This window comes from Vibrio vulnificus NBRC 15645 = ATCC 27562, from assembly GCF_002224265.1.
GTDB lineage: Bacteria > Pseudomonadota > Gammaproteobacteria > Enterobacterales > Vibrionaceae > Vibrio > Vibrio vulnificus.
In genome coordinates this window covers 2,057,016-2,070,464 of the sequence record NZ_CP012881.1, presented here as the reverse complement: position 1 = coordinate 2,070,464, position 13,449 = coordinate 2,057,016, and the positions used below count along the sequence as shown (strand labels likewise).

The 13,449-nt window shown below is 46.5% G+C and carries 11 protein-coding genes and 8 tRNA genes; all 19 read right to left on the bottom strand.

Annotation, left to right across the window (positions count from 1 at the left end; genetic code table 11):
* Positions 1 to 6: 6 nt before the first annotated feature.
* On the bottom strand, positions 7 to 468 hold the full coding sequence (locus AOT11_RS09750; RefSeq protein WP_017421181.1) for a YqaA family protein: 462 nt from the start codon (positions 466 to 468) through the stop codon (positions 7 to 9).
* Complete coding sequence (locus AOT11_RS09745) at positions 462 to 1,412, bottom strand: NADP-dependent oxidoreductase (RefSeq protein WP_017421180.1); 951 nt, start codon at positions 1,410 to 1,412, stop codon at positions 462 to 464. The genes AOT11_RS09750 and AOT11_RS09745 overlap by 7 nt, the downstream gene beginning before the upstream one ends.
* A gap of 119 nt (positions 1,413 to 1,531) precedes the next feature.
* Positions 1,532 to 2,662, bottom strand: coding sequence for a sodium ion-translocating decarboxylase subunit beta (locus AOT11_RS09740; protein WP_017421179.1), 1,131 nt, complete (start codon positions 2,660 to 2,662; stop codon positions 1,532 to 1,534).
* A 9-nt stretch (positions 2,663 to 2,671) separates the two neighbouring features.
* A complete protein-coding gene (gene oadA / locus AOT11_RS09735) occupies positions 2,672 to 4,456 on the bottom strand; it encodes a sodium-extruding oxaloacetate decarboxylase subunit alpha (RefSeq protein ID WP_026060799.1) in 1,785 nt (594 codons plus the stop codon).
* 31 nt (positions 4,457 to 4,487) lie between these two features.
* The gene (locus AOT11_RS09730) at positions 4,488 to 4,745 is read right to left on the bottom strand and encodes an oxaloacetate decarboxylase subunit gamma (protein ID WP_026060798.1); all 258 of its coding nucleotides are present in this window, start codon (positions 4,743 to 4,745) and stop codon (positions 4,488 to 4,490) included.
* A 530-nt stretch (positions 4,746 to 5,275) separates the two neighbouring features.
* Positions 5,276 to 5,352 (bottom strand) — tRNA-Arg (locus AOT11_RS09725).
* A 42-nt stretch (positions 5,353 to 5,394) separates the two neighbouring features.
* Positions 5,395 to 5,471 (bottom strand) — tRNA-Arg (locus AOT11_RS09720).
* Between the two features lie 89 nt (positions 5,472 to 5,560).
* Positions 5,561 to 5,637: transfer RNA gene (locus tag AOT11_RS09715), tRNA-Arg, on the bottom strand.
* 44 nt (positions 5,638 to 5,681) lie between these two features.
* A tRNA-Arg gene (locus tag AOT11_RS09710) sits at positions 5,682 to 5,758 on the bottom strand.
* A gap of 90 nt (positions 5,759 to 5,848) precedes the next feature.
* Positions 5,849 to 5,925, bottom strand: a tRNA-Arg gene (locus AOT11_RS09705).
* A gap of 84 nt (positions 5,926 to 6,009) precedes the next feature.
* Positions 6,010 to 6,101, bottom strand: a tRNA-Ser gene (locus AOT11_RS09700).
* A gap of 23 nt (positions 6,102 to 6,124) precedes the next feature.
* A tRNA-Arg gene (locus AOT11_RS09695) sits at positions 6,125 to 6,201 on the bottom strand.
* A gap of 30 nt (positions 6,202 to 6,231) precedes the next feature.
* Positions 6,232 to 6,323: transfer RNA gene (locus AOT11_RS09690), tRNA-Ser, on the bottom strand.
* Positions 6,324 to 6,702: 379 nt separating this feature from the next.
* Positions 6,703 to 6,894 (bottom strand): carbon storage regulator CsrA, encoded by a 192-nt coding sequence (gene csrA / locus AOT11_RS09685; RefSeq protein WP_011079528.1) that lies wholly within the window; start codon positions 6,892 to 6,894, stop codon positions 6,703 to 6,705.
* A gap of 91 nt (positions 6,895 to 6,985) precedes the next feature.
* The gene (locus tag AOT11_RS09680) at positions 6,986 to 8,173 is read right to left on the bottom strand and encodes an aspartate kinase (protein WP_038941435.1); all 1,188 of its coding nucleotides are present in this window, start codon (positions 8,171 to 8,173) and stop codon (positions 6,986 to 6,988) included.
* A 196-nt stretch (positions 8,174 to 8,369) separates the two neighbouring features.
* A complete protein-coding gene (gene alaS, locus AOT11_RS09675; protein WP_039470155.1) occupies positions 8,370 to 10,952 on the bottom strand; it encodes an alanine--tRNA ligase in 2,583 nt (860 codons plus the stop codon).
* Positions 10,953 to 11,132: 180 nt separating this feature from the next.
* Positions 11,133 to 11,594, bottom strand: coding sequence for a recombination regulator RecX (gene recX, locus AOT11_RS09670; RefSeq protein ID WP_038964353.1), 462 nt, complete (start codon positions 11,592 to 11,594; stop codon positions 11,133 to 11,135).
* A 109-nt stretch (positions 11,595 to 11,703) separates the two neighbouring features.
* A complete protein-coding gene (recA, locus tag AOT11_RS09665) occupies positions 11,704 to 12,753 on the bottom strand; it encodes a recombinase RecA (protein WP_039470153.1) in 1,050 nt (349 codons plus the stop codon).
* Between the two features lie 132 nt (positions 12,754 to 12,885).
* The gene (gene pncC / locus AOT11_RS09660) at positions 12,886 to 13,389 is read right to left on the bottom strand and encodes a nicotinamide-nucleotide amidase (protein WP_017420280.1); all 504 of its coding nucleotides are present in this window, start codon (positions 13,387 to 13,389) and stop codon (positions 12,886 to 12,888) included.
* Positions 13,390 to 13,449 lie beyond the last annotated feature (60 nt).

Genomic DNA, 13,449 nt, shown 5'->3' with positions numbered 1-13,449 from the left:
TTTTCCTTAGAATAGTCCGATATAAAGCATAGCTAGCACGCTATAGCGTACCGCTTTACCCAGCGCAATCAGCGCCAAGCAAGGAAGAAATTTCATTCGCAGCCAACCAGCTGCTAAACAGAGAGGATCACCAATCACAGGAAGCCAACTAAAAAACAGCCCCCAATAGCCGTATTTGGCTAACCATCTCAAAGCGGTATGACCATGTTTTTCCTGTTGAGTTCGATTTGGGAGCAGCAAACCTAGCCAATAGTTAGTTAACCCACCAAGAGTATTCCCTAGCGTCGCGACAATAATGATGTGTGAAATTGGAAACTGATTAAGAGACAAGGTCGCGATCAAACTCGCCTCTGAGCCTCCAGGTAATAAGGTTGCACTGAGAAAACCAGTGAAAAACAATACCCAAAGTGCAGAGTCGGAAAACCACAATGCCGCCTCTGCAAACCATCCATTAAAGGTTTCTAACATTGCATATCCAGTAGTACTTTTCCTCGGGTATGCCCTGTTTCGATTTGTTTGTGCGCATCGCTGACCTCATGCATCGGATAGATACGCTGAATTTCTGTTTTAAGTAAGCCAACGCCCACCATATACAGCAAAGTATCCAACTGCTGAGGATCGGGCTCCACTAGCATCCCCGTTGCTTCAAATCCGAGCAGTTTGGCTTTTTCACAGATCATCTCAGCACTCAGCGTCGGCACCGTCACGACTCTGGCGTTGTCTTTTAAGCACTTCAATGCATCAAGGGCGACATCACCACCAACCAGATCAATCAATACATCCACATCACTCAAACGCTCTGAAGCAGGAGCAAATTGGTAATTGATGGCATGAGCACCCAAGGTCGCCATGTAATCTAAATTGCGTTCACTGCATGTCGTGTACACTTCAGCTTTCGCGGCAACGGCGATTTGCACCGCCAAATGACCAACACCACCCGCACCAGCGAGGATAAGCACTCGCTCCCCTTCTTTCACATGGGCTTTGTTCAGCGCTTGTGCTGCCGTTTGCCCGGCTAATGGGAGTACTGCCGCTGCCTCTAAGGTGACCGAGCCTGGCACCAAACTCAATGCATCTTCTTCCACGCAAAGATACTGGCTGTAACCACCGCCTTCTAATGGGAAACCGACAAAACCGGCAACGGTATCGCCTATGACAAAGCGCTCCGCGTTCTCACCACAGCTGATTACTTTGCCAGAAATGTCATAACCGGGCACCCAAGGTAATTTGTCCTTATTCTGTGCAGCTGCCCATCCCAGACCTGCACGCGTTTTAACATCAATAGGATTAATCCCTGAAAAATAGACTTTAATGACGACCTGACCAGGTTTGGGTTCAGGCATTTGACTTGAACGGATAGCCAGTACATCAGGGCCACCAAATTCTGTAATAACGATTTGCTTATTTTCCATAATCAGCCGTTCCTAAGGACAAAAAGAAAGGGATGCCGAAGCATCCCTTTGACTATAAACCATTTTGTTAACCGAAGTTAATTGTGATGGCACAATTTGACTTACATTTCACAGCGAAGTTAGCCAACCAGAGCCAACAGCACACCGGCGGCTACCGCACTGCCCAGAACACCCGCCACATTCGGCCCCATCGCATGCATCAACAAAAAGTTTTGCGGGTTTGCTTCAAGCCCTACTTTGTTAACCACGCGAGCCGCCATAGGCACCGCTGATACACCAGCAGCCCCAATCAACGGGTTGATGTCTTCTTCCGAGAACTTGTTGAGTAGCTTCGCCATCAGCACCCCCGCGCCAGTCCCAATACTGAACGCTGCAGCACCTAATGCAAGAATGCCCAAAGTCTCCACATTCAAGAAGTGCTCAGCTTGTAGCTTCGAGCCTACGCCTAAACCCAGGAAAATCGTCACGATGTTGATCAGCTCATTTTGCGCGGTTTTCGACAAACGCTCCACCACACCCGCTTCACGCATCAAGTTCCCCAGACAGAACATCCCTACCAGCGGTGTTGCAGAGGGAAGGAACAAGATGGTCATCACCAATACCGCCAATGGGAAAAGCACTTTCTCCACTTTTCCGACATGGCGAAGTTGAGCCATTTTGATCTTACGCTCTTCCGGTGTCGTGAGCGCCTTCATGATAGGCGGCTGGATAATAGGAACCAAAGCCATGTAACTGTATGCCGCTACCGCAATCGCACCGAGTAAATCGGGAGAGAGACGGCTTGCGAGGAAAATGGCCGTTGGACCATCCGCGCCACCGATGATGGCGATGGACGACGCATCCTCCATGGAAAACTCCATGCCCGGCACATAGTTCAATAGAATCGCACCAAACAGCGTAGCAAAAATACCAAACTGCGCGGCGGCACCGAGCCATAAGGTTTTAGGGTTGGCAATCAAGGCACCAAAATCCGTCATTGCCCCCACGCCCATAAAAATAAGCAGTGGGAAAACGCCAGATTCAATACCAATGTAGTAGACGTAGTAAAGCAACCCACCCGGCTCGGTAAAGCCCGCATTCGGGATATTAGCCAAAATGGCACCAAAGCCAATAGGCAGCAGAAGTAAAGGCTCAAAGCCTTTGCTAATGGCTAAAAACAGCAGTACACAGCCTACTGCGATCATACAGATTTGCCCGAGTTCAAAGTGGGCAATTCCCGTTTCAGACCAAAGCGTGATTAATCCATCCATGGTACATCCTTACGCCAAACTCAGTAGAGGTGAGCCTACTGTCACGGCATCTCCCTCTTTCACATTCAGTTCATGCACCACACCACTACGAGCAGCGCGGACTTCAGTTTCCATTTTCATCGCTTCGAGGATCAGCAGAATATCGCCCTCTTCAACCGAGCTTCCTGCTTGAACATGAACTTTGAAGATGTTACCTGCAAGCGGAGCCGATACAGCCTCTGCATCGCTTGGTGCTGCCGCAACAGGAGCCGCGATAGGAGTACTCGCTGGCGCAGCGGCTGGTGTCACCGATGTCAATTGACCTTCTGGCCCTACTTCAACATGGAATACCTGACCATCAACACGGACACTATAAGCTTCAACGGCACCATTAGCGGCTTTGGTCGCCGTTGGCTGAGCCACCTCAAGAGTTGGTGCTGGCTCAAATGCATCAGGATTACCACGATTCTTAAGGAACTTCAGGCCAACTTGCGGGAAGAGTGCGTAAGTTAGAACGTCATCAACACTCTCTTTAGCCAATTGAATGCCTTCTGATTGTGCTTTTGCCAACAGTTCGTCTGTCAATGTATGCAATTCCGCTTCAAGTAAATCAGCAGGTCGACAAGTGACAGCTTCAGCGCCGTTTAGTACACGAGCTTGCAACTGCGCATTCACTGGAGCAGGTGCGGCGCCATATTCGCCTTTGAGAACGCCTGCCGTTTCTTTGGTGATGCTCTTATAACGCTCGCCCGTCAGGACGTTGATGACCGCTTGAGTGCCGACAATTTGCGAGGTTGGGGTCACCAATGGAATAAATCCAAGATCTTCACGCACGCGAGGGATCTCTTCAAGGACTTCGTCGATACGATCCGCCGCGCCTTGCTCTTTCAATTGGCTTTCCATGTTGGTCAGCATACCACCAGGAACTTGAGCAATCAGAATGCGAGAATCCACCCCTTTCAATTGCCCTTCAAACTTAGCGTACTTCTTACGAACTTCACGGAAATACGCTGCAATAGGTTCTATTTGAGCAAGGTCCAAATTGGTATCACGCTCAGTACCTTGCAACATCGCCACAACGGTTTCCGTTGGCGTATGCCCGTAGGTGCAACTCATAGATGAAATCGCAGTATCCAAAATATCGATGCCCGACTCTACCGCCTTAATTGCCGTCGCGGTCGACAAACCCGTAGTGGCATGGCAGTGCAGTGCCAATGGGATATCACAAGAGGCTTTAATGCGCGTAATCAATTCTTGCGCTTCATAAGGCTTAAGTAAGCCAGACATGTCTTTGATACAAAGCGAGTGACAACCCAAGTCTTCTAAACGTTTGGCGAGATCGACCCAAGTATCGGTATTGTGAACTGGGCTGGTAGTGTAAGAAAGCGTTCCTTGCGCATGTGCACCAACGTCCACCGTTGCTTTAACTGCTTTTTGGAAGTTACGCACGTCGTTCATCGCATCAAAGATACGGAAAACATCCATACCGTTGGCATGAGCACGTTCAACAAACTTCTCAACCACATCATCAGCATAATGACGATAACCCAGCAGATTTTGACCACGTAGTAGCATCTGCATTGGTGTATTCGGCATTGCTTTCTTCAGTTCACGCAAACGCTCCCACGGATCTTCCCCTAAAAAACGAATACACGCATCAAAGGTGGCACCACCCCAGGTTTCGAGCGACCAATAACCCACTTTATCCAACTCTGCTGCAATAGGCAGCATGTCTTCTATGCGCATTCGAGTCGCAAACAGTGATTGATGGGCGTCACGTAGGACCACATCCGTAATTGCTAGTGGCTTAGACATGCTCATAAACTCCTTTTATTCCTTTGTTGTACTACTTCGCAACCGAGGCGCGATGCTGATGAATCGCTGCAGAAATTGCCGCGACGACCTGTGGACTCACTGTTGAAGTGTGGTTGGTTTGATTCTTTGCCGCTTTAGGCGCTGTGATCGGTGGTGGTACTTCTTGCGGTACCAATTTCGACATCAAGCGAACGAGGAAAATAAGAATGGTGAGAAAAATAAATACGACCCCCATTCCCGTTACCATTAGGGCTGCCGCATCAACTAAGAGGCTTCCAATATTTGTCATCTTGCTTCCTTTCTGTGTCATCCTGACATAACGCAGGACATGATTTATACACAATCCCGACCAATCGATTATCTAGATTGGTTAAATATTGTCAATTTTGTTTAAAAAGGTTTCAGAGCATCCAGCACTCTTGGTTGCTTTTTCACCACACAGATCACATAAACTAAAATATTTGCCCAAATTCCTGATACTTAATATGGACATTCATCAATTTACTGCAGAAGTTCGAACAAAACTGCGATAGAGATAAAAAAACATCAATAAGCTTTTGAATTATAAGAACTAAAAACAACAACAAATTTAACATTTTAGAAACATTTAAATGCATATTGTTTCTTTGGAGTAGTAAAGAATGGCATTCATGAGCGAGATGAGCGAGATGAGCGAGATGAGCGAGATGAGAAACACTCGCTAAGAATAAATCGATTGTCCAGAAATGAAGATCAAGGGGATTTTAAAATCCAATGCTCACAAGCACAAAACGTAGACATAAGAAAAAACCCTGCATTTTCATGCAGGGTTTTAAATAATGGCGCGCTCGAGAGGATTCGAACCTCTGACCGCCTGGTTCGTAGCCAGGTACTCTATCCAGCTGAGCTACGAGCGCGCAATATTCTGTTGTTTACCTTGTCACTTCCATAAGTGAAAGTGGCGCGTCCGAGAGGATTCGAACCTCTGACCGCCTGGTTCGTAGCCAGGTACTCTATCCAGCTGAGCTACGGACGCGCAGGTGTTTGATATCAAAACCGCTTACACTATTTCAATATCAGGAGCGAAGCCCCTTTAATCGTTAAAAGAATATTCATTTGAAGAAATGGCGCGCTCGAGAGGATTCGAACCTCTGACCGCCTGGTTCGTAGCCAGGTACTCTATCCAGCTGAGCTACGAGCGCGCAATATATTCTTTAATTTACCTTTTCACCTTCGAAAGAGAAGGTGGCGCGTCCGAGAGGATTCGAACCTCTGACCGCCTGGTTCGTAGCCAGGTACTCTATCCAGCTGAGCTACGGACGCGCAGGTGTTTGATATCAAAACCGCTTTCGCTATTCCAATATCAGGAGCTTAGCCCCTTTATTCTGTAAAAGAAATTTCCAGTAGAAGAGATGGCGCGCTCGAGAGGATTCGAACCTCTGACCGCCTGGTTCGTAGCCAGGTACTCTATCCAGCTGAGCTACGAGCGCGCAATATTCTCTACCAAGAGAGTTGTGAAGTCTATCACAAATAATTTCTTTTGGAACAAAAAAATTGACTCACTTGTCAATAAATGGCGGTGAAGGAGGGATTCGAACCCTCGATACGGGATAAACCGTATACTCCCTTAGCAGGGGAGCGCCTTCAGCCTCTCGGCCACCTCACCGTCTTTTGTTCCGTTTTACGATATGGCGCGCTCGAGAGGATTCGAACCTCTGACCGCCTGGTTCGTAGCCAGGTACTCTATCCAGCTGAGCTACGAGCGCGCAATTCATCGTAAAACGATTGTGCAAGAATGGCGGTGAAGGAGGGATTCGAACCCTCGATACGGGATAAACCGTATACTCCCTTAGCAGGGGAGCGCCTTCAGCCTCTCGGCCACCTCACCGTCTTGCGGAGGCACATATTACGATTTACCAAAAATAAGTCAAACATTTTCTTTGAAAAAATAGCGCAATACCGCTCAAGCGTTGCCTATTTAATCAATACGTGTAATTAATGAACTTTGTTGCTGTAAAAACAACCTTTAAGCAAGAAAATGACCTTATTGCCGTGCGATGAAATGCACGACCAAATGAGCAAAATTATCTGAGCAATCACTTACAAAACTTTCTTGTGCTAAACACAAAGCTACCCCATCTTAAATTGCCAAGTTGGAAGGTGTTTCACCACCTTGTTTTCTCACCCCCGGAACAAAGCATTCAAGAAAATGCAGATATAAAAAAGGCTGACCTTTATGGCCAGCCTCTATCATTCAGAGATTAAGCTTAGTAGTTACCTGGGGTAACGTTGCCTTTCTCAGCCTGAATGCGCATGTAGATCTCTTCACGGTGTACAGAAACGTCTTTAGGAGCGTTCACACCAATACGAACCTGGTTGCCTTTAACACCCAGTACCGTTACTGTCACTTCGTCACCAATCATCAGTGTTTCGCCTACGCGGCGAGTCAAAATTAGCATTCTTTGCTCCTTGAGTAATCTCTAAATCTCTAGCTACGAGGCTATTATCCAACAAAAGTTATATTTTCGTAAACTACCATGTTTGTGAAAATTAACCTAAAAAGGCTTGTTTCTGCTGAATATTTAAGGCTTCGTTAGAACTAATATAAGCATCGTGCAGTATGTTTGCTGCCTGATCGACACTCTCAGGAGATACAACTAACATACTGGACAACGGCGTCACACATTGATGACGAATCGCTATACCTTGTGTTGTCAGTGCATCACATGCATGTTGCATCAATGAATTTGCTTCAAGACCGACGACGGTCAACAAGCTTACTGCTTCACTATTACGGATTTTATCGCTGAAAACCAGATCCAACTTAGCACAAGCATCCTGTTTTATCATGATACCTGCCCAATCTGCTTCTTCGATCACATTCCAAATTTCAATACCCAACATCTGACATTGCTTTGTCAGGCTGGATAAAGACTCTTTAGAGACCTTAATCATGGCAAGATCGCGTTGCAGTGCTATACCGCATACAGCTTGTGTGCCAGTTTCTCCTTTAACCAGACTCCCTTCATTAATCTCGAAGGTCGAAAGCACGCGTAGCGGCACCTCATTTTCCCAAGCGAATTGAACGCAAGGCAAATGCAGTACTTTAGCTCCTTTTCTGGCCATCTCTTCCATGGAAGGAAAATCAATAATGTCCAGTTTCTGAGCCGTTTTAACCACACGTGGATCACACGTATAAATACCATCAACGTCGGTAAAGATTTGACATTCATCAGCCGCTAATGCGCCAGCTAATGTCACGGCACTCGTATCGGAGCCGCCTCGACCTAAAGTGGTGATATCCCCATTTTCATTCACACCCTGAAAACCTGCGACAATCACGATCTGATCTTGTTTAAGCAGCTCGTTAATTGGCGTCGTATCAATGTGTTTAATCGTCGCGTCATTGTGCTGAGTATCCGTCACAATATTCGCTTGTGCTCCGGTAAGTGAGCGCGCTGCATAGCCTAATTTATTCAGCGTCATTGCTAGCAGTGCCATAGACACTTGCTCACCAGCAGAGAGCAAAACATCAAGTTCCCGGGCCGTAGGTACACTATCTACCTGCTTAGCCAAGTCCAATAGTCGGTTGGTTTCACCTGCCATCGCAGAGACAACAACGACAACTTGATTACCATCATTTTTCGCCTTAATGATGTGTTCAGCCACTGTATGAATTCTTTCAATCGAACCCATAGAGGTTCCGCCGAACTTTTGCACGATAAGGGATTTTTTCACCAGTCTTCACCTTCCCAAGACCAAAGTCTCATTCGGACCACTTCCTATTTGATCTGACAAATATTCCGCAGTAGTTACATAAAAAACCAAGCAGTTTAATTGGTCTGTTTAAATTTCCGCCAATTAAACCACTTGGTTGACACAAAAAAAATACGCTCAATCAAAAAAACTTTGATTGAGCGTTATGATTTATAAATTAAAGACGTTCAGCGATCCACGCGTCGACAGATGCCAGAGCTGAAGGTAGAGCCGAGCTATCGGTACCACCAGCCTGTGCCATATCAGGACGGCCGCCACCTTTACCACCCACTTGCTGCGCAACCATGTTAACAAGCTCGCCTGCTTTCACTTTTGAAGTCAAATCTTGGGTCACGCCCGCGATCAAACCCACTTTATCATCAGCAACGTTACCCAACATAATGATGCCGCTGCCCATTTGGTTTTTCAGCTCATCCACCATGCCGCGCAGCGCTTTGTTATCAGCACCGTCAAGTTTCGCTACTAAGACTTTCACACCCGCAATTTCTTTTACTTGATCAATCAAGTTTGCGCTTGCTTGTGAAGCCAGCTTGTCTTTAAGCTGTTGAATTTCTTTTTCTAGCGACTTCGCTTTATTCGCTGCATCTTGAAGTTTCTCTTCAAACTTACGAGCTTGTGCGTCAATCGCCTCAAGCGCAGCTTCGCCAGTTACCGCTTCAATACGGCGAATACCCGCAGCAATACCACCTTCTGAAGTGATCTTGAACAAGCCAATATCACCAGTATTTGATGCGTGAATACCACCACAAAGTTCGGTAGAGAAATCACCCATAGACAACACACGAACTTCGTCATCGTATTTCTCACCGAACAACGCCATAGCGCCTTTCTGCTTCGCCGATTCGATGTCCATGATGTTAGTTTCAATGACATGGTTACGACGAATCTGAGCATTCACTAGACGTTCAACTTCTTTCAACTCTGCTGCTGTGACAGCTTCTAGATGTGAGAAGTCAAAACGTAAGTTCTCAGCCTTCACCAATGAGCCTTTTTGCGCTACGTGTTCACCTAGAACTTGGCGTAGAGCAGCATGAAGCAAGTGTGTTGCTGAGTGGTTGAGTGAAATTGCAGCGCGGCGCTCAGCATCCACGATCGCAGAAACTTGATCACCTTTTGCTAGTACACCTTCAACTAGAACGCCGTGGTGCGCAATTGCGTTACCTAATTTCTGGGTGTCTTCCACTTGGAATAGACCTGATTCTGTTTTTAATACACCTGAGTCGCCACACTGACCGCCCGACTCTGCGTAGAATGGTGTTTCACCAAGGATAATGATCGCTTTGTCGCCAGCCGATAGAGAGTCAGCCGCTTCACCTTCAACGAAGATTTCAGCAACAACGCTGTTACCTTGAGTGCCTGTGTATCCACAGAATTCCGTTTCAGATTCAGTTTTGATTTTCGCGTTGTAATCGGTACCAAACTGACCTGCTTCACGAGCGCGCTGACGTTGCTCTTCCATCGCTTTCTCAAAACCAGCTTCGTCGATAGTGAAATCTCGTTCACGAGCAACATCGTTCGTTAAGTCAGCAGGGAAACCGTAAGTGTCATAAAGCTTGAATACCGTTTCACCATCCAGTTCTTTACCTTCAAGTGCATCGAGTGCCTCATTGAGGATAACCATGCCGCGCTCGAGTGTACGGCCAAAGTTTTCTTCTTCGATGCGAAGCACTTTTTCAACAACCGCTTGTTGTTTCTTAAGTTCGTCAGCGGCACTGCCCATCACTTCAGCCAACACGCCGACAAGTTTGTGGAAGAATACGCCTTGTGCACCTAGCTTGTTACCGTGACGAACGGCACGACGAATGATGCGACGTAGCACGTAACCACGACCTTCATTTGAAGGCATCACGCCATCCGCGATTAGGAATGAACAAGAGCGAATGTGGTCTGCGATAACGCGTAGCGACTGGTTTGATAGGTCTTCACAACCGACGATCTCAGCTGTCGCTTTGATTAGCTTTTGGAATACATCAATTTCATAGTTTGAATGGACGCCCTGCATGATGGCAGAAATACGCTCAATGCCCATGCCCGTATCAACAGACGGCTTAGGTAGCGGCTCCATCGTACCATCGGCATGGCGGTTGAACTGCATGAAAACGTTGTTCCAGATTTCGATGAAACGGTCACCATCCTCTTCAGGAGAGCCAGGACGACCGCCCCAAATGTGTTCACCGTGGTCATAAAAGATCTCAGTACAAGGACCACAAGGCCCTGTGTCACCCATAGTCCAGAAGTTGTCTGACTCGTACTGCTTGCCACCCTTTTTATCGCCGATGCGAATGATGCGATCAGCTGGAACACCAACTTTTTGGTTCCAGATATCAAAAGCTTCATCATCCGTTTCGTAAACTGTGACCAAAAGGCGATCTTTTGGCAGTTTTAGCGTCTCAGTTAGGAATTCCCAAGCAAAAGCAATCGCGTCTTCTTTGAAGTAGTCACCAAAGCTGAAGTTGCCTAGCATTTCAAAGAAAGTATGGTGACGAGCGGTAAAACCTACGTTTTCTAGGTCATTGTGTTTACCACCTGCACGTACACAACGTTGAGCCGTCGTTGCTCGAGTGTAGGCACGCTTTTCTGCGCCCAAAAAGCAATCTTTGAATTGGTTCATACCCGCGTTAGTAAATAGCAGGGTCGGATCGTTATGTGGAACCAACGATGAACTTTCTACGATTTGGTGTCCTTTGCTCTCAAAGAACTTGAGGAACGCGTTACGAACCTCATCAGTGCTCATGTACATGCAGCTCTTCCTGAAAATAGTCGAGTTAGAATTTTGCCGTATTGTAGATCATGCTTAAAGCTTCGACTAGTTTTCTTATGGAAAAGAGCGGATGAAATGAAAAAATCGTTTAATAGCGAGAAATCATGATTTCTTTACGAAAGTGAGGAGAGAAAAGTTAGGAGGGAATGGACGGAAACATTATGCTTCATCGCTTAGCGCATAGCGTATCTGTTCAAATGAAAAACCACGATATTGGAGAAAGCGAACTTGTTTTGCATACTCTTTTTGTTCTTTGGCCTTTACTCCGTTGAACTTTTTCATTGCAACGGATTTGGCTAGCTCAAACCAATCTTGTGGCTCTTCCGTAAATGCATTTTCAACCACAGAATCGGCGACTTGCTTAAGCGATAACTCCTGTCGTATGCGTCTTTCTCCATGCCCTTTTCCAACGTGTTGTCGGATTTGGCTTTTGGCATAACGAAGATCATCGAGATAACCATGTTCCAAGCAAAAATGCAGCGCATTTTCAATATCTTGGCTAGCGTATCCTTTCACAGTGAGTTTTTGTTTTAACTCATACTGACCATGATCTCGTCGACTGAGCAGCTGAATCGCCGTCTCTTTGCAACTCATCATTGGCGGCGTAAAGCGATGATGCATCAGAACTCCTTAAATAGGGGGGATAAGTAAAGAAAATGAATCCGAAATAGAAAAGAGAAAAGAAGAAAAAAGCCCTGCATTGCAGGGCTTGATGAAATAGAGGCTGAAATTAAAACTCTTCTTGCTCTGGCATTTCTTCGACTAACTCTGCCGAGTCATCGTTGATGTTTGCTGAAGAAAGCAACAATTCACGCAATTTTGTATCCAGTACTTTTGCTACATCTACGTTTTCTTTCAGGTACTTACATGCGTTCGCTTTACCTTGGCCAATTTTGTCGCCGTTATAGCTATACCAAGCACCTGATTTTTCAATCAGCTTACATTTCACGCCTAGGTCAATCAGTTCGCCTTCACGGTTAAAGCCCTGGCCGTACATAATTTGAGTGTTGGCTTCTTTAAACGGCGCAGCGATCTTATTCTTCACCACTTTGATACGCGTTTCATTACCCACTACCTCATCGCCTTCTTTGATCGCACCAGTACGGCGAATATCAAGACGAACAGAAGCGTAGAATTTCAGTGCGTTACCACCTGTTGTGGTTTCTGGGTTACCAAACATCACACCGATCTTCATACGGATCTGGTTGATGAAGATACACATACAGTTAGACTGTTTTAGGTTCCCCGTTAACTTACGCATCGCTTGAGAGAGCATACGAGCTTGCAGACCCATGTGCGAATCGCCCATCTCACCTTCGATTTCTGCCTTTGGTGTCAATGCGGCCACAGAGTCGACAACAATAACGTCAACCGCACCTGAGCGAGCAAGAGCATCACAGATTTCCAATGCTTGTTCACCAGTATCAGGCTGAGATACCAACAATTGGTCGATATTAACGCCAAGTTTCTTCGCATACACAGGATCTAACGCGTGCTCAGCATCGATAAACGCACAAGTTTTGCCTTCACGTTGAGCCGCAGCGATCAGCTCAAGGGTCAACGTGGTTTTACCTGAAGATTCTGGACCAAAAATTTCAACGATACGGCCCATTGGTAAGCCACCAGCACCCAGCGCAATATCCAGAGATAGTGAACCTGTCGAGATGGTTTCAACATCCATCGCACGGTTGTCACCTAGGCGCATGATTGAACCTTTACCGAACTGCTTTTCAATTTGACCTAGCGCGGCGGCCAGTGCCTTCTGTTTGTTCTCGTCCATTACTCTCTCCAGATAGTCACTCTCAGGTGATAGGTAATTATGTCGAAATAGGGTCGACAATGTTTGTCATGTTGGGGTTCATTATACTGTTGATTTGTACAGTGTCTACCCCTGTATAAAAAATTTCGCCTGTTATTTACGTTCACTGCCATTTTTCAGTAGCGCATCACACAAGACTTTTAAACTGTATTCAATCGCTTGTATGCGAACTTTTGCTCTATCGCCGGCAAAATAGCAGGTCTCACACCGTAGCCATCCATATTTATCAGCAAAACCAAAACAAACGGTGCCAACCGGCTTTTCCGCGCTACCACCGCTAGGCCCAGCAATGCCACTAATGGACACCGCGATAGTGGCATTCGAATGGGCTAAAGTCCCCAGTACCATTTCTTTAACCACCGCCTCCGAGACCGCACCAAAATCGGCCAAGGTTTTTTCTGCCACTCCCAACATTTCTTGTTTTGCTTCATTGCTATAAGTGACAAATGCACGATCAAACCAAGCCGAGCTGCCCGCGACTTCCGTGACCATGTTTGCAACGCCACCGCCCGTACACGATTCGGCGGTAGCCAACACTTCACCTTGTTGCAAAAGGCGCTCACCCAGTTGTTCTGATAATTGTATTAGTGATTGCATGCCGATTTCCCTTTTCTCTCTTTTACACTATCAGTGATTCACGTATCCTAAGCCGCAAAC

Coding starts and splice junctions, on each gene's coding strand:
- AOT11_RS09750 (WP_017421181.1), bottom strand. CDS start 468: ATGTTAGAAACCTTTAATGGATGGTTTGCAGAGGCGGCATTGTGGTTT.
- AOT11_RS09745 (WP_017421180.1), bottom strand. CDS start 1,412: ATGGAAAATAAGCAAATCGTTATTACAGAATTTGGTGGCCCTGATGTA.
- AOT11_RS09740 (WP_017421179.1), bottom strand. CDS start 2,662: ATGGATGGATTAATCACGCTTTGGTCTGAAACGGGAATTGCCCACTTT.
- oadA (WP_026060799.1), bottom strand. CDS start 4,456: ATGTCTAAGCCACTAGCAATTACGGATGTGGTCCTACGTGACGCCCAT.
- AOT11_RS09730 (WP_026060798.1), bottom strand. CDS start 4,745: ATGACAAATATTGGAAGCCTCTTAGTTGATGCGGCAGCCCTAATGGTA.
- csrA (WP_011079528.1), bottom strand. CDS start 6,894: ATGCTAATTTTGACTCGCCGCGTAGGCGAAACACTGATGATTGGTGAC.
- alaS (WP_039470155.1), bottom strand. CDS start 10,952: ATGTACATGAGCACTGATGAGGTTCGTAACGCGTTCCTCAAGTTCTTT.
- recX (WP_038964353.1), bottom strand. CDS start 11,594: ATGCATCATCGCTTTACGCCGCCAATGATGAGTTGCAAAGAGACGGCG.
- recA (WP_039470153.1), bottom strand. CDS start 12,753: ATGGACGAGAACAAACAGAAGGCACTGGCCGCCGCGCTAGGTCAAATT.
- pncC (WP_017420280.1), bottom strand. CDS start 13,389: ATGCAATCACTAATACAATTATCAGAACAACTGGGTGAGCGCCTTTTG.